We start from the raw sequence: 16,648 nt of genomic DNA, 5'->3' as shown, positions 1-16,648 counted from the left end.
TAAGCTAACCAGTACTAATTGCCCGTACGGCTTGTCCCTATAACCTTAGCAGGTACAGAGGATAAGACGGTACAACGTTGCGTGTGTGTTGATACTACCAGTCATTACCCCAATCTTTGCTTCTTCCAGATTCAGGCTTTGTCGCTCCATCGAGGACAAATGCCAGTACAAGTTATGCCTGATGACCATAGCAAGTTGGTCCCACCCCTTCCCATCCCGAACAGGACCGTGAAACAACTTTGCGCCGATGATAGTGCTGCAACCAGTGTGAAAGTAGGTTATCGTCAGGCTTGTTATAAGCAGTAGAGAAAAACCCGTCAAGCAATTGGCGGGTTTTTTTTCGTCTGGTGGTTTATGGGATGCGGGGGTGGTGTCGGCTTACGCGCTGCGCGCTAAGCCGACCTACGTTTATTGGATGGCGGGTAGGTCGGATTAGCGTAGCGTAATCCGACAAGTCGGCAGCCAAGTGACAAACGAAAAAAAGGCAGCGCTACGCGCTGCCTTTGTTATTTATCACCTTCATTAAAAGTGATAAGCGACTTTGACGTTCATGTAATTGACGCCGCTATTTGGTTTCTTGTAGCCGCCGTTCGAGAAATGCTGGATCTTCGCAGCGACTTCCCACTTGTTATTGAAGACATAGCCGACGCCGATATGGTCGCCGAACTGGAAGTGGGTCGACAGGCGGTCATCGTCGTTGTTGTACAGTTTCGACAGCATGTGCACGCCGATGCCGGCTTCCGCATAAAAACCCAGCTTGTTCGTATTTTCAAAGCGGAACACGGGAGTAAAACCCAGGTCCCACAGCTTTTGATGCTGGCCAGAGACATTCTGATAGCTCTTGGCATCCCAGCCGCCGATGCTGGCATCCCAGTAACCGCTCAGCTGCGTGCCATTCGATACAAACCAGGCTTTATCCCAGTTAGAGGTCACGCCGGCGCGTACCATTTGTACCTTCACGCCCTTGGCATATTCGCCGTAGACGGAGTCGATCAGTTTGTCGTCGGCGGCAAAGCCGGCGTTAGCCGCCATCAACGCGGCAACAGCGGCGATGGATTTGAGGAGATTCTTCTTGAAGGACATAGAGACTTTCATCGTAAAATTGGCCGTCAGGCTTGTCTTGTTAGCGCAGGCACCTAGTTTTGCACACTACTCCCGCCACCTGTTTGATCTCAGAGGTTGAATTGACATTGTCTACAAAAATCGCATTTCTCGGTATTGGCCTAATGGGAGGGCCGATGGTCCGGTGCCTGCTGCGCGCTGGATATTCTGTCACAATTTGGAATCGCACGCACAGCAAGGCCCAAGTCCTGCGTGCGGCAGGGGCGCAGCCGGCCGTTTCAGTGGCTGAGGCCGTCAACGGGGCGGACGTCGTCATCTCGATGCTGGAAGCTGGCCCTATCGTGGCGCAGGTGCTGCAAGAGGCGTTGCCGGCCTTGTCCACTGGTGCGCTCTGGATCGACATGAGTTCCACCAAGCAATCGGAAGCCCAGCAATTTCATGCCATTTTGCACGCTGCGGGGCATGGCTTCATCGATGCGCCCGTGTCCGGTGGCGTCGGTGGGGCGCAGGCAGGTACCCTGGCCATCATGGCCGGCGCCAGCGCCAGCGATTACACGAAGGTTGAAACGATTCTGTCAGCCATGGGACGCCCGACCCTGGTGGGGCCGGCCGGCAGCGGACAGGTGGCCAAGCTGTGCAATCAGCTGATCGTCGGCGCCACCTTGAATATCGTGGCTGAAGCGCTGTTGCTGGCCCAAGCGGCGGGCGCCGATGCGAGCGCCGTACGGGCGGCTATCCGCGGTGGTTTTGCCGAGAGCAAGATTCTGGAGGTGCATGGCCAGCGCATGTTGGAGCGCAACTTTGTTGCCGGCGGCCAGGTGAAGAGCCAGATCAAGGATATGCACAACATCCTCGCGGCAGCCGAAGCAGCGCACGTGACCTTGCCGGTGACGCAACTGGTAACGCAGCGCTATGAAACCCTGGCCACCAGCCACCCGACGGCAGACCACGCGGCCGCCTTGCTGGCCCTGGAAGCGTTGAATCCGGGCCAGCGCCTTGGCACCGGTCCGGATCAGCTGAGCTGATTCAAGCGATGGGCAGGCTCGCTTCGGCCAGCTTGACCCAGAAACTGGCGCCGATCGGCAGCAGATTGTCGTTGAAGTCGTAGCTGCCATTGTGCAAGACGCACGGGCCCAGGCCGTGGCCGCCATCGCGGTGCTCGCCGTCGCCATTGCCGATGAAGATGTAGCAGCCGGCTTTTTCCTGCAGGAAGAAAGAAAAATCTTCCGCGCCCATGGTCGGTTCGACATTCGCGTTGACCTTGTCGGCGCCCACCACGCTTTTCATCACTTCGACGGCAAACGCCGTTTCTTTCGCATGGTTGACCAGCGGCGGATAGTTGCGCTTGAAGTGGAAATCGACTTCCGCGCCAAAGGCGGCGGCCGTGTGCACGGCGATCTCGCGCATGCGCTCTTCGATCAAGTCCAGCACGGGCTTGGTGAAAGTGCGCACGGTACCGACCAGGCTGGCGTCATCGGGAATCACATTGGTGGCGCTTCCCGCATGGATTTGCGTGATCGACAGCACGGCCGTGTCGAGCGGACTCTTGTTGCGCGTGATGACGGTTTGCCAGCTTTGCGCGATTTGCACGGCCACCATGACGGGGTCGATGCCCTTGTGGGGCTGGGCCGCGTGGGCGCCCTTGCCTTTGACGGTGACATGGAATTCATTGCTGGACGCCATCATGGGCCCTTCCACCACGCTCAGGGTGCCCGTTTCGGCGCCTGGCCAGTTGTGCATGCCGTAGATGGCATCCATGGGAAAGCGGGTAAACAAGCCGTCTTCGATCATTTCGCGCGCGCCGGCGCCGCCTTCTTCCGCTGGCTGGAAAACCAGGTAGACCGTGCCATCAAAGTTCCGGTGCTGCGCCAGGTAATGGGCGGCGCCCAGCAGCATGGCCGTGTGGCCGTCGTGGCCGCAAGCGTGCATCTTGCCCGGGTGGCGTGAAGCATGCTCGAAGGTATTCATTTCCTGCATCGGCAAGGCATCCATGTCGGCGCGCAGGCCTATGGCGCGTGTCGACGTGCCATTTTTGATGATGCCGACCACGCCAGTACGGCCCAGGCCGCGTACCACGGGGATGCCCCATTCCGTCAGTTTGGCGGCGACCACGTCCGAAGTGCGCTGTTCTTCGTAGCACAGCTCGGGATGCGCGTGCAGGTCGCGGCGGATACCTTGCAGCTCGGATTGAAACGCCAAGATCGGATCAACTAGTTTCATGGGACTCTCCTGTGGATGCTGGCACGCAGCAATGTATGGCGCGCCGGACCGCGCTTGCTTGATCGAAAACAGGCGCGGCTAATAGTGCATTGTAGCCCTTGTTTGCCGGGTAAATCCAGCGCACGGACGTGCTTGCCACGGCGCCAACAGCAAGCGCGCGGAATGGTTTACAGTATCGCCTTCCCCCAACGTTTTTGGATTGCCCCATGACCACCACCCAAGTGCGCGCCGCCTGCCCGCTCGATTGCCCCGATACCTGCGCCTTGCTGGTCACCGTGACCGATGGGGTGGCCACGGCCGTCAAGGGCGATCCTGACCATCCGACCACGGCTGGCGTGCTGTGCACAAAGGTGTCGCGCTTCACGGAGCGCACCTACCATGCGGACCGGTTGCTGCACCCGCTGCGCCGCGTGGGCAGGAAGGGCGAAGGCAAGTTCGAGCGCATCAGCTGGGAAGAAGCGCTGCAGACCATCGCCGCCCGCTTGAAACCGATCGCCGTGCGCGATCCGCAGGCGATCTTGCCGTACAGCTACTGCGGCACCATGGGCCTGGTGCAGGGCGAATCGATGTCCTCGCGCTTCTTCAACCAGCTCGGCGCTTCCCTGCTGGACCGCACCATCTGCGCCTCGGCCGGTGCCACGGGCTACCGCTACACGGTGGGCGCCAGCATCGGCACGGACATGGAGCAGTTCCAGAACGCGAAATTGATCATCATCTGGGGCGGCAACCCGATCGCCTCGAACCTGCACTTCTGGATGCGCGCGCAAGAGGCCAAGCGCAATGGCGCGACCCTGATCGCCATCGATCCCTACCGCTCGCTGACGGCCGAAAAATGCCACCAGCATATCGCCTTGCTGCCGGGTACCGATGCGGCCCTGGCGCTGGGCTTGATGCATGAGCTGATCATCGAAGACCTGGTCGATCACGACTATATCGCGCAGTACACCATCGGCTATGCTGAACTGAAACAGCGGGCCCTGGAATGGCCGCCCGAGCGCGTGGCCGAGGTGTGCGGCATCACGGCCACGGAAGTAGTGGAGCTGGCGCGCCTGTACGGCCAGGCATGCCGCTCTGGCGAGGGCGCCGCCATCCGTGCCAACTACGGCGTGCAGCGTGTGCATGGCGGCGGCATGGCCGTGCGCAATATCGCCTGCCTGCCCGCGCTGACGGGCGCCTGGCGCCATCCCGCCGGCGGCATGCAGTTGTCGAGCTCGGGTTCCTTCCCCGTCAACCGCAAGGCCTTGCAGCGCCCGGATTTGCTTAAAGGCACGCCGCGCACGATCAACATGAGCACCATTGGTGACGATTTATTGAAAGAAAGTTCCGCCGAGTTCGGCCCGCAAGTCGAGGCCGTGATCGTCTACAACTCGAATCCGCTGGCCGTGGCGCCGGACTCCTCGAAAGTGGCGCAGGGTTTTGCCCGCGAGGATTTGTTTACGGTCGTGCTCGAGCACTTCCAGACCGATACCGTCGATTACGCCGACATTGTGTTGCCGGCTACCACGCAGCTGGAGCACGTCGATGCGCATTCCACCTACGGCCACCTGTACATGATGGCGAACAACGCGGCCGTGGCGCCGCTGGGCGAAGCGAAGGCGAATACGGAAATCTTCCGTTTGCTGGCGCAGCACATGGGCTTTGATGATCCGTGCTTCCAGGAAAGCGACGATGCGCTGGCGGCCAAGGCGTTCGATACGACCGATGCGCGCGCCGTGCATTTCGACTGGGAATCGCTGAAACGCACGGGCTGGCAAAAGTTGACCATGGCCGAGGCGCCATTTGCCCACGGTGGTTTCCCCACGCCATCGGGCAAATGCGAGTTGTATTCGAGCGCCATGGCGCAGGCGGGACTCGATCCCCTGCCGACGTATATCGCGCCGCACGAATCGCTGGCCAGCAATCCCGCGCTGGCGGCCCGTTATCCGCTGGCCATGATTTCCCCGCCGGCACGCAACTTCCTCAACTCCACCTTTGTGAACGTGAAAAGCCTGCGCGCGGCCGAAGGCGAGCCGCACCTTGACATCCATCCCGACGACTGCGCCGCGCGCGGCATTGCGGCTGGCGACATGGTACGCATCTTCAACGACCGCGGCAGCTTCGTGGCCAAGGCCAGGGTGACGGACAAGGCGAGACGTGGCCTGGTGGTGGGCTTGTCCGTATGGTGGAAGAAACTCGCCAGCGACGGCAAGAACGCCAATGAAGTGACGAGCCAGCGCCTGACGGACATGGGCCGTGCGCCGACCTTCTACGATACGCTGGTCGAAGTGGAAAAGGCTGGCTGACCATGGCGCGCTGGCCGGCCCGCTTGCTTGTCGGCATGCTGTGCCTGCCGCTGGGCGGGTGCACGCAGCTGCGCTACTACACGCAAGCGGCGCAGGGACAATATGCGCTGTGGTCCGGCGCGCGCCCCATCGGCGACTGGCTCGATGACCCGGCCACCGAGCCGCGCCTGAAAGTGCGCCTGGCCAAGGCGCAGCAGATTCGCCGCTTTGCCGTCAGCGAGCTGGATTTGCCCGACAATGGCAGCTACAAGAACTACGCCTCCCTGCGGCGCCCCTTCGTGCTGTGGAACGTGGTGGCCACGCCGGAATTATCGCTGCAGCCGCTGCAATGGTGTTTTCCCATCGCCGGCTGCGTCAATTACCGCGGCTATTACAGCAAGGACGAGGCACTCGCGTATGCCGACGAGTTGCGTGCCCAGCATTACGACGTACAGGTGGGTGGCGTGCCCGCGTATTCGACGCTGGGCTGGTTCGACGATCCCTTGCTGTCGACCTTTATCAATTACAACGATGCGGAACTGGCGCGCCTGATCTTCCATGAACTGGCGCACCAGGTGGTGTACGTGCCCGGCGATTCGGCCTTCAACGAGTCGTTTGCCAGTGCCGTGGAAGAGGCGGGTGTGCAGCGCTGGCTGGCGCGCGAGGGCAATGACGCGATGCGCGCCGCGTACGACCAGTATGCGGCGCGGCGCCAGGATTTTTTGGCCCTGCTGTTGACATACCGGGGCGAACTGGAAGCCGTGTATGCGAGCGGCGCCAGCGATGCGGAGAAGCGCGCGCGCAAGGCGCAGGTGTTTGCGGCATTGCAAGATGCGTATCAGGTGCTCAAGCAAAACTGGGGTGGTTTTGCCGGTTACGACCGCTGGTTCGAGCAGCCATTGAGCAATGCACACCTGGCTTCCGTGTCTACCTACAATGAATTTTTGCCGGCCTTCAGAAAATTGCTGGAAGAAAAAAAGAACTTTCGTGCTTTTTATGCTGCAGTGCACACAATGGCCCAGATGAACAAGCCTGAGCGCAGGCGTGCGCTGGAACAATTGTCCAGCCCCTGACCCGTAAAGATTGTCCCGTACGCCGAGCCAGACGATCCTGCAACAGTGTATTTATCATGCTGCATTGCAGCATAAAATACCCTTAGAGTTGCCGCTCGAATACTGTTGAAAGCGCTTGCATGGAAGCGCGGCGCCCGATAGCATCGCATTAGTAGCATAGAGCAATTGCTCGTCAGAATGCTCAAACTGACTGCTGGACAATAGAATCCGCAGCAATGATCCGCGCCGGCAGGGTGCGCCGGCTCCCCCACGATTATTCGAGACAAGAGGCACAGGATGGAAAAAATTTGGCTGAAGTCGTATCCTCCCGGCGTCCCCGCCGACATCGATCCTGATCAATATCGTTCGCTGGTGCACTTGCTGGAAGAAGCGTTTCAAAAATATGCGGACCGCAATGCCTATGTCTGCATGGACAAATTTCTCACCTATGCCGAACTCGATACCTATTCGCGCCAGCTCGGTGCCTGGCTGCAAAGCCGTGGCCTGAAGAAGGGCGCCCGGGTGGCCCTGATGATGCCGAACGTGCTCCAGTATCCGGTTGCCATCGCCGCCGTCTTGCGCGCCGGCTACACGGTAGTCAACGTCAATCCTCTTTATACGCCGCGCGAACTCGAGCATCAGCTCAACGATTCGGGCAGCGAAGCGATCATCGTGCTGGAAAACTTTGCCCATACCTTGGAGCAAGTACTGGCCAAGACGGCCGTCAAGCACATCATCGTTGCCAGCATGGGCGAAATGCTGGGCGGCTTGAAGGGTGCGATCGTCAATTTTGTCGTGCGCAACGTCAAGAAGATGGTGCCCGCGTATTCCTTGCCGAACGCCATGCGTTTCAAGCAGGCGCTGGCGCTGGGCAGCCGCATGAAACTCACGCCTGTCGAGCTGAGCATCAATGACGCCGCCTTCCTGCAATACACGGGCGGCACGACGGGCGTATCGAAAGGCGCGACCTTGAGCCACCGCAATGTGATCGCCAATGTGCTGCAGAGCGAAGCGTGGTCGGGCGCGGCGCTCGACCAGAACAGCAAGGAACAGATGATCGTCGTTTGCGCCTTGCCGCTGTACCATATCTTTGCCCTGACGGCGTGCGCGATGTGGGGCACGCGCGTGGGCGCCCTGAATATTCTGATCCCGAATCCACGCGATATCCCGGGCCTGATCAAGGAGCTGGGCAAGTACAAATTCAACCTGCTGCCAGCGGTCAATACCCTGTATAACGCGCTGGTGAACCACCCCGATTTCGCCAAGCTCGATTTCTCGGGCTTGAAGATCGCCAATGGCGGCGGCATGGCGGTGCAGCAAGCCGTCAACGACAAATGGCTGCAAGTGACGGGCGTGTCCATCATCGAAGGCTATGGCCTGTCGGAAACCTCACCCGTCGCTACCTGCAACCGTGCCGATACCACGGTGTTTTCCGGCACCATCGGCTTGCCCGTGCCATCGACCGATATCGCCATCCTCGACGATGACGGCAAGGAAGTGCCGCTGGGCCAGACGGGCGAAATCGCCATCCGTGGCCCGCAAGTGATGAGCGGCTACTGGAACCGTCCCGATGAAACGGCCAAGGTCATGACGCCTGATGGCTACTTCAAGTCGGGCGACGTGGGCATCATGGACGAGCGCGGCTATGTGAAGATCGTCGACCGCAAGAAAGACATGATCCTCGTCTCCGGCTTCAATGTGTATCCGAACGAAGTCGAGGCCGTCATCGCGGCCCATCCGGGCGTGCTCGAGTGCGCCTGCGTGGGCGTGCCGGACGAACACTCTGGCGAGGCGGTGAAAGTGTTTGTCGTGCGCAAGGATCCGAACCTGACCCAGGCGGTGCTGGCCGCGTATTGCAAGGAACAATTCACAGGCTACAAGCGGCCGAAATACATCGAGTTCCGCCATGAACTGCCGAAGACCAACGTCGGCAAGATTTTGCGTCGCGCCCTGCGTGACGAAACGAAGACAGCAGCATAAACAGTGCAGGGTGTGCGCATCAGGCTGCACACCCTTTCTACAGATACAGATGAGGCATAGATGGACAAGATTTGGTTGAAGTCGTACCCGGACACCGTTCCCGCAGAGATTGATTGCACGCAATACCGTTCCGTCACGCATTTGCTGGAAGAGTCGTTCCAGAAATATGCGGACCGCAACGCGTTCGTGTGCATGGATAAATTCCTCACCTACCGCGAGCTCGACAAGCTGTCGCTGCAGATGGGCGCCTGGCTGCAAAGCAAGGGCCTGAAGACGGGCGCGCGCGTGGCGATCATGCTGCCCAACGTGCTCCAGTATCCGGTGGCCATGGCGGCGATTTTGCGCGCCGGCTACACGGTGGTCAACGTCAACCCGCTGTACACGCCTCGTGAATTGCAGCACCAGCTGATCGATTCGGGTAGCGAAGCGATCATCGTGCTGGAAAACTTCGCCACCACGGTCGAGCAAGTGTTGCCACACACGCAGGTCAAGCACGTGATCGTCGCCACCATGGGCGACATGCTGGGTGGACTGAAAGGCACCATCGTCAACTTCGTCGTGCGCAAGATCAAGAAAATGGTGCCCGCGTTTTCCTTGCCGGGCGCCATCAGCTTCAACAAGATGCTGGCCGAAGGCGCACGCTTGAGCCTGACGCCGGTGCAGCAGGGACATGACGATATCGTCTTCCTGCAATACACGGGTGGTACGACGGGCGTGTCGAAAGGGGCGATGTTGTTGCACCGTAACGTGATCGCCAACGTGCTGCAAAACGAGGCGTGGATTTCGCCCGTGATGACCAAGGAAATGCGCGCCACCTCGATGGGGTTCATGTGCGCCTTGCCCCTGTATCACATCTATTCGCTGACGGTCAGCGCCCTGATGGGCATGCGCGTGGGCGGCTTGAACGTGCTGATCCCCAACCCGCGCGACATTCCCGGTTTCGTCAAGGAATTGTCCAAGCACAAGATCGTCGTGTTCCCGGCCGTCAACACTCTGTACAACGCGCTGCTGAACAATGCTGACTTCGCCAAGCTCGATTTCTCCAGCTACAAAGTGTGCAATGGCGGCGGCATGGCCTTGCAGCGTAACGTGGCCGAGCGCTGGTTGAAGCTGACGGGCTGTCCGCTGATCGAAGGCTATGGCATGTCGGAAACGTCGCCCGTAGTGACGGGCAACCGCGTCGATATCACGGAATTTACGGGCACCATCGGCTTGCCTTTCCCGTCGACGGAAGTGGCGATTCTCAACGACGATGGCGTCGAAGTGCCGCTGGGCGAGCCGGGCGAGATCGCCGTGCGCGGCCCGCAAGTGATGGCGGGATATTGGCAGCGCCCGGACGAGACGGCCAAGTCGATGACGGCAGACGGCTTTTTCAAAACGGGCGACGTGGGTGTCATGGATGAACGCGGCTACGTGAAGATCGTGGACCGCAAGAAAGACATGATCATCGTGTCCGGCTTCAATGTGTATCCGAACGAAGTGGAAGACGTGGTCGCTTCGTGCCCTGGCGTACTCGAATGCGCCTGCATCGGGGTGCCGGACGCCAACGCGGGTGAAGCCGTGAAAGTGTTTGTCGTGCGCAAGGATCCGAACCTGACGGTGGAACAGATCCGCGAGCATTGCAAGCATGAATTGACGGCCTACAAGAAACCGAAATACATCGAGTTCCGCGATGAATTGCCGAAGACCAATGTCGGCAAGATCTTGCGCCGTCAATTGCGCGACGAAAAGAAGGTTGCCTAGTTCGCCGCCAGGCTTGTGTCCGCCGCCAGCTTCCGTGCTGGCCGGGCGGGCAAGCCGAAGCAGAGGCGCAGCCAGTTCACCTTGCTGATCAGCAGCGACGTCCCCAGCCAGCAGATTGCCACCGTGCCGGCCAGTATCAGTAGCGGTTCCACCACGGGGCCCAGCTTCAGGGGCACGAGCCAGTAGGCCAGCACGATAATCGCGCTCTGGTGCAATATGTACCAGGGAAAGACGGCCTGGCGCGCCCATGGTAGCCAGGCAAAAGGGCGGTTCAATAGCGTATGCGACCAGCCCAGGATGGCGCAGATGGCCAGCCACATATACAGGTTGCGCATGGGCCAGGAGCCGAACGAGGCCCAGGTCAGCAGGTTCTCCGAATAAATCTGGTCGAACGCCATGTACACGGTAAACGCGCCCAGGCCCAGCCACAGCGTATGCCAGCGCAGGCGCGCCAGTTCCGCCCACAATCCCATGTCATTGCCCAGCCACCAGCCATACACGAACATCGTGAAATACATGGCGTGTGCATACCAGTCGTGCACTACCGCATGGGTTTCCGGATAGCGCATTTTGAGGAAGACTGTCGCGGCCAGTGCGGGCAGGGCCGGCAAGACGAGCAAACGCCAGCCGCGCAGACGCTGGAAGTACGGTTTCATCCGCTCAAGCAGCGGTTGCAGTGCCACCAGCACGACGATGTACAGCAGCAAATACACGAGATACCACAGATGGTTCCAGGTAAAACCATATTGCCAGCCATCGAAGGCGCCTGCCGGCCAGGCGTAGCCGCCAAAATAATGGAGCAGGAATTGTCCATAACCAGGCTCGACCAGGCCCTTGCTGACGCCTTCGCAATATGGCTGGACGGGAATGATCACGGCCATGCCGAACAGCAGCGGCAGCAGCAGGCGCTTGGTCCTGCGCCACAGGAAGGCGCCGCGCGAGGCTTGCGTCATCATGGCGCACGAGACGCCGGAGATGAGGAAGACGATTTCCATGCGCCAGCGGTTGAGGAAGACCAGCGGCATGTTCAAGGCATCGGTGGCGTAGCTGCTGTGCATGTGAAAATTCCATCCATCCATGTACAGCAGGGCGGTGTGATAGACAATCAGCAGGCTGAAGACGAGAAAGCGCAAGGCGTCGATATCGTGGCGGCGGGAGTCCATGGTCATGATCGTGGGCGATTGATGAAGGAGGCCTCAGCATAGGCAGCGGCGGGGCTGCCAGCCAGCAAAATGGGACCAGTGGACGGCTGGCTGGGACGAATGGATCGCCTGGGACGGGTGTGGGACCTTACAATCATGTAACCAATTTATCGTCCGAGCCCATGCACATCGCTTCCACTGACTTGTTGCAACGTTATCAACGCTGGCGCCGCGTGGCCGAGCCAGGATTCTGGATCATGCTGACTCTGTTGCAGGCCAGCGTCAACAGCTGGCTCGTGTGGCTGGACCTGCAGCGCACCGGGGTCAATACACCGTTCTGGGAAGTGGCCGTGTGGGAATGGAGCAGCAATCTCGTGCTGCTGGCGCTGGTGCCTGTGGTCGTGCTGGCGGGACAGTACCGGCCCCTGCACCTGGTATTCCAGCGCCAGAACCTGCGCTGGCACTTGGCGGCGTCGGTCGTCTACAGCCTCGTGCATGTGGCGGCCATGGTGGCCTTGCGCAAGCTGGCGTACTGGAGTCAGGGCAGCGATTACGATTTCGGTAATTGGTGGCGCGAGCTGCCGTATGAATACCTGAAAGATGTGCGTGCTTACTTCCTCGTCTTGCTGGCCGTGGGCTTTTACCAGTTGCTGCTGATGCGCTGGCAAGGCGAGGCGACCCTGCTCGGCGAACCCGATGAAGGGCCGGCCGTGGAACCGGTAGAGCAGCCGGAACGCTTCCTCGTGCGCAAGCTGGGCAAGGATTTTTTGCTGCCCGCCGGCGACATCGAATGGATACAGGCCTGGGGCAATTATGTGAATTTGCACGTGCGTGGCCACGATTACCCGCTGCGCTCGACCATGGCCGCCATCGAGCTCCGCCTGGACGGTAAACGGTTCGTGCGCGTGCACCGCAGCTATATCGTCAACCTCGATTTCGTGCAGGCAATCGCACCACTGGAATCGGGCGATGCGCGCGCCGTGCTGACCACGGGCGGCGAGGTGCCCGTCAGCCGGCGCTACCGCGATGGCTTGAAAAGTAGTTGCTAGCTGCGTTGCACGCCCGCCTTGCCGTCCTGGACGGTAAAGCGCGCCAGTGTCGCGATGCTTGATGCGCTGTCGCGCACGTTCTCCAGGCCCTGGAACAAGGTCGTGGTTTTATCCGGCGTGATCTCCATCAGCATATAGCCGCGTTTGTCGCTGCGCCCGTAGCGGATGTGCGGGTTCATCGCTACGTACTGTTCCGTGCGCGCCTGTGGACGCGAGCTGGACGTGATGGAGGTGCCGCAAAACTCGGTGGCCAGCACGGGATTGTTCTTGCCGGTGGGCCGCATGGCGTTGCGGCTCAGTTCGGTGGCATAAAAGGTGTGCACGTCGCCAGACAGCACCAGCGGGTTGCTGGCCTTGCTGCTTTGCAAGGCGTCGAGCAGGTGCTGGCGCGCCATCGGATAGCCATCCCAGCCATCGGTCCAGACGCGTTCGTCGCCGGGCCGCAAAATCGGCACCTGGCTCGATTGCGCCATCAGGGTTTGCTGGGCCAGGATATTCCAGCGCGCGGGCGAATCATCGAGGCCGGCTTGCAGCCAGCGCTGCTGTTCTTCGCCCAGCATCGTGCGTTGCGGCTTCAGCAAATCGGGGCAGTTGCGCGTGGTGACGGAATTGGAGCCGCCGCGGCCCGGCCTGGCGCACGCGTGGTAGGCACGGTATTGCCGGTCGTCCAGCACGTGGAAGCGTGCCAGGCGGCCCCAGTCGTAGCGCTGGTAGATGCGCATGTCGACAAAGCCCCGCCGGCCCAGCGGCAGCAAACGCAGCGGCATGTGTTCATAAAACGCCTGGTAGGCGGCCGCGCGGCGCTGCAAAAAGGTGGGCGTGAGCAACTCGTCGCGGTCATTGCCGTAATCGTTGGCTACTTCATGGTCGTCCCAGGTGACGATCCACGGCGCGGCCAGGTGCGCGCCCTGCAAGTCGCGGTCGCTCTTGTATTGCGCGTAGCGGGCGCGGTAGTCGTCCAGGCTGAAACTTTCATGCGTGCGCACGGCCCGGCTTGGATGCTGCAGCTGGTACGGCCCCCATTCATAGATGTAGTCGCCGAGGAAGGCCACCAGGTCGGGCGCCGCTGCGGCGATGTGCCGGTGCGCCGCATACGCGCCGAATTCCCAGTGCTGGCACGAGGCGACGGCCAGTTTCAGCGAGGAAGGCATGGCGTCGGACGCGGGCGCCGTGCGCGTGCGGCCCACGGGACTGACGGCGTCGCCCAGCATGAAACGGTACCAGTACCAGCGTCCGGGCGCGAGACCGCCCGCGTCGACGTGTACGCTGTGCGCGAGGGCGGGCGTGGCCGTGGCTTGCCCCTTGGCGGCGATGCGGCGAAACGCTTCGTCTTCGGCCACTTCCCAGCGCACATTCAGGGCGATGGCGGGGGTGGCGGCTGCGTGCAGCGGGTCGTGGCAGATGCGCGTCCACAGCACGACGGCGTCCGGCAAGGGTGAGCCGGAAGCGACACCGAGCGCAAACGGATAGCCGGCGCCATTCATGCGCGTGGCGGCGCTCGCGCTGGAACCGGACAGCACGCTGCCGGCCGCGGCCAGTGCCGTGATGCGCGCAGCGCTTTGCAGGAAGATGCGGCGCTGGCTATCCATGGTGTGGAATGATTGCAACAATCAAGATGACAGCAAGGTCTCGATCGGCGGCACCTTGCGCGGCTTGCGGTCGGAGTCCGTCGCCACGTAGATCAGGGTTGCTTCCGTGACTTTCACGATGCACGCCTGCAGGCGGTTGCGCTCGGCATACACCTCGACATTGACGGTGATCGAAGTATTGCCGACCTTGACGATGTCGGCGTAGAAGGAGAGCAGATCGCCGACGAAGACGGGGTTTTTGAAGACGAAGGAATTGACGGCGATGGTGGCGACGCGGCCGTTGGCGCGCCGGGTGGCTGGCAGGGAACCGGCGATATCGACCTGCGCCATGATCCAGCCGCCGAAGACGTCGCCGTATACATTGGCGTCGGACGGCGCGGGCATCATGCGCAATTCCGGCATTTTTCCGGCGGGCAGGCCGGAGGCGAGGCAGTTGTCGGGACGGTCTGGGGAGGTGCTCATCTTTTATTCTCATGAAAGGCTACAATTGCCCCGATTGAACCATAAAAAGCCGACCTTCGCCATGCGCCGTTCCCAGACTTCCCCTCCGCCCCGCTCGCCCGCTTCCGCCAGCCACAGCGATTTCGCCACCATCAAGACCTTGCTGCCGTATCTCTGGGTCTACAAATGGCGGGTGCTGCTGGCGCTGCTATGCCTGGTGGGCGCCAAGCTGGCCAACGTGGGCGTGCCCCTGATCCTGAAAAAACTCGTCGACGCCATGACGATCACGGCGGCCCATCCGCAAGCGCTGCTGGTGCTGCCCGTCGGCTTGCTGGTGGCCTACGGCTTGCTGCGCCTGTCGACCACCTTGTTTACGGAACTGCGCGAATTCCTGTTCGCCCGGGTCACGCAGCGGGCCGTGCGCACCATCGCGCTGCAAGTGTTCCGCCACCTGCATGCGCTGTCCCTGCGTTTTCATTTGAACCGCCAGACAGGCGGCATGACGCGCGACATCGAACGGGGCACGCGCAGCGTCGGCTCGCTCATTTCCTACACCCTGTTCAACATCCTGCCGACCCTGGTGGAAATCACCCTCGTGCTCGGCTATCTGGTCTTGCATTATGACATCTGGTTCACCGTCATCACGGCGGTGGCGCTCGTGTCGTATATCGCGTTTACCGTGCTGGTGACGAACTGGCGCACGCATTTCCGCCGCACCATGAACGACCTCGATTCCAAAGCCAATACCAAGGCCATCGATTCGCTGATCAACTATGAAACCGTGAAATATTTCGGCAACGAGGATTACGAAGCGAAGCGCTACGACGAAGGCTTGCAGCGCTATGAATCGGCGGCCGTGAAATCGCAGACTTCCTTGTCCCTGCTTAACACGGGCCAGTCCCTGATCATCGCCACGGCCGTCACCCTGATTTTGTGGCGCGCGACGGTGGGCGTGATCGCCGGCACGATGACCCTGGGCGACCTGGTGCTGGTGAACGCCTTCATGATCCAGCTGTATATTCCCCTCAATTTCCTGGGCGTGATTTACCGCGAAATCAAGCAAAGCCTGGCCGACATGGAGCGCCTGTTTTCCTTGCTGAACGAAAATCGCGAAATCGCCGACACGCCGGAAGCGCAGCCGCTCGTCACGCGGGGCGCGGCCGTGCGCTTTGCGCACGTGGATTTCAGCTACGAAGCCAAGCGGCAAATCCTGTTCGACGTGGATTTCCAGATCCCCGCCGGCACGACGACAGCCGTGGTAGGCCACAGCGGCTCTGGCAAGTCGACCCTGTCGCGCTTGCTGTTCCGCTTCTATGAAGTCGATGGCGGCGGCATCACCATCGATGGCCAGGATTTGCGCAACATCACACAGGATTCCCTGCGCGCGGCCATCGGCATCGTGCCGCAGGATACGGTCTTGTTCAACGACACCATCGAATACAACATCGCCTACGGCAAGCCGGGCGCCAGCAAGGAGGCCATCGTGGCGGCGGCGAAAGCGGCATCGATCCATGATTTTATTGAAAGCTTGCCAGATGGCTACAACTCCATGGTGGGCGAGCGGGGCTTGAAATTGTCGGGCGGCGAAAAGCAGCGCGTGGCCATTGCCCGCACCTTGCTGAAAGACCCGGCGATATTGATCTTCGACGAAGCCACTTCGGCGCTCGACTCCAAGGCCGAACAGGCGATCCAGTCGCAGCTGAAGGACATCGCCAAGAACCGCACCACCCTGGTCATTGCGCACCGTTTGTCGACGGTGGCCGACGCCCAGCAAATCCTCGTACTCGACCACGGCCGCATCGTCGAGCGGGGCACGCATCCGCAATTGCTGGCGCTCGACGGCCTGTACGCGCAGATGTGGCAACGCCAGCAGGCGAACATGGACGATGAGGCGCAAGAGGATGAGTTGGCGGGTCTGGCGCCGGCAAAATAAATCGGGAATGTGAAATCAGTAGGAAAAATGCTACAGCCGCGCTGATTCCAGCGCGCGTATAGCGCCTATTTGCGGGCAATCGCAGAAAATGGCTGGTCGGGTGCTGAAAATGAAATAAAATTAATTCCAATGGTGGCGTCTGCACCACAGTTGTTTCGTTCGGAGTCCATCCGGTT

12 protein-coding genes and 1 rRNA gene are annotated in these 16,648 nt (G+C 60.7%); 8 read left to right on the top strand and 5 right to left on the bottom strand.

The window, feature by feature from the left end; genetic code table 11:
• Positions 1-177: 177 nt before the first annotated feature.
• Positions 178-290: ribosomal RNA gene (rrf, locus tag AC54AG_RS06025) — 5S ribosomal RNA — on the top strand.
• 232 nt (positions 291-522) lie between these two features.
• Here rrf and AC54AG_RS06020 read toward each other — a convergent pair.
• Entirely contained in the window at positions 523-1,083 is a 561-nt protein-coding gene (locus AC54AG_RS06020) for an acyloxyacyl hydrolase (RefSeq protein WP_034745449.1), read from the bottom strand.
• Between the two features lie 107 nt (positions 1,084-1,190).
• Between AC54AG_RS06020 and AC54AG_RS06015 the strand changes: the two genes are divergently transcribed.
• Positions 1,191-2,087, top strand: coding sequence for an NAD(P)-dependent oxidoreductase (locus AC54AG_RS06015; protein ID WP_496629705.1), 897 nt, complete (start codon positions 1,191-1,193; stop codon positions 2,085-2,087).
• Between the two features lies 1 nt (position 2,088).
• Here AC54AG_RS06015 and AC54AG_RS06010 read toward each other — a convergent pair whose 3' ends face one another.
• The gene (locus AC54AG_RS06010; protein ID WP_219328130.1) at positions 2,089-3,282 is read right to left on the bottom strand and encodes a M20 aminoacylase family protein; all 1,194 of its coding nucleotides are present in this window, start codon (positions 3,280-3,282) and stop codon (positions 2,089-2,091) included.
• A 206-nt stretch (positions 3,283-3,488) separates the two neighbouring features.
• On the opposite strand from AC54AG_RS06010, the gene AC54AG_RS06005 reads away from it, so the two are divergent.
• From AC54AG_RS06005 to AC54AG_RS05990, 4 genes are all read left to right on the top strand, one after another.
• Positions 3,489-5,564, top strand: a complete 2,076-nt coding sequence (locus AC54AG_RS06005) for a molybdopterin-containing oxidoreductase family protein (protein ID WP_496629704.1) — start codon at positions 3,489-3,491, stop codon at positions 5,562-5,564.
• A 2-nt stretch (positions 5,565-5,566) separates the two neighbouring features.
• The gene (locus AC54AG_RS06000; protein WP_496629703.1) at positions 5,567-6,616 is read left to right on the top strand and encodes an aminopeptidase; all 1,050 of its coding nucleotides are present in this window, start codon (positions 5,567-5,569) and stop codon (positions 6,614-6,616) included.
• A gap of 276 nt (positions 6,617-6,892) precedes the next feature.
• Positions 6,893-8,575 carry a long-chain fatty acid--CoA ligase gene (locus AC54AG_RS05995; RefSeq protein ID WP_496629702.1) on the top strand — a complete coding sequence of 561 codons (1,683 nt, stop codon included), beginning with the start codon at positions 6,893-6,895 and terminating at the stop codon, positions 8,573-8,575.
• A gap of 60 nt (positions 8,576-8,635) precedes the next feature.
• Positions 8,636-10,318 (top strand): long-chain-fatty-acid--CoA ligase, encoded by a 1,683-nt coding sequence (locus AC54AG_RS05990; RefSeq protein ID WP_070302823.1) that lies wholly within the window; start codon positions 8,636-8,638, stop codon positions 10,316-10,318.
• Here the strand turns inward: AC54AG_RS05990 and AC54AG_RS05985 are convergent.
• Positions 10,315-11,487 (bottom strand): acyltransferase family protein, encoded by a 1,173-nt coding sequence (locus AC54AG_RS05985; protein ID WP_496629701.1) that lies wholly within the window; start codon positions 11,485-11,487, stop codon positions 10,315-10,317. The two genes, AC54AG_RS05990 and AC54AG_RS05985, sit on opposite strands and share 4 nt — an antisense overlap.
• Before the next feature lie 230 nt (positions 11,488-11,717).
• Here AC54AG_RS05985 and AC54AG_RS05980 point away from each other — a divergent pair, with 230 nt between their 5' ends.
• Entirely contained in the window at positions 11,718-12,509 is a 792-nt protein-coding gene (locus AC54AG_RS05980; RefSeq protein WP_235194134.1) for a LytTR family DNA-binding domain-containing protein, read from the top strand.
• Here AC54AG_RS05980 and AC54AG_RS05975 read toward each other — a convergent pair.
• Both AC54AG_RS05975 and AC54AG_RS05970 read right to left on the bottom strand, forming a co-directional pair.
• A complete protein-coding gene (locus AC54AG_RS05975) occupies positions 12,506-14,098 on the bottom strand; it encodes an alkaline phosphatase D family protein (RefSeq protein WP_034745470.1) in 1,593 nt (530 codons plus the stop codon). The two genes, AC54AG_RS05980 and AC54AG_RS05975, sit on opposite strands and share 4 nt — an antisense overlap.
• A gap of 21 nt (positions 14,099-14,119) precedes the next feature.
• Positions 14,120-14,485, bottom strand: coding sequence for an acyl-CoA thioesterase (locus AC54AG_RS05970; RefSeq protein WP_223278886.1), 366 nt, complete (start codon positions 14,483-14,485; stop codon positions 14,120-14,122).
• 136 nt (positions 14,486-14,621) lie between these two features.
• Between AC54AG_RS05970 and AC54AG_RS05965 the strand changes: the two genes are divergently transcribed.
• Positions 14,622-16,472, top strand: coding sequence for an ABCB family ABC transporter ATP-binding protein/permease (locus AC54AG_RS05965; RefSeq protein ID WP_034747574.1), 1,851 nt, complete (start codon positions 14,622-14,624; stop codon positions 16,470-16,472).
• The last annotated feature ends 176 nt before the right edge of the window (positions 16,473-16,648 follow it).

This window comes from Janthinobacterium sp. BCJ23, assembly GCF_059617945.1.
Note: the sequence above shows the minus strand (reverse complement) of the source record. Positions and strands in the feature narration are given on the sequence as shown.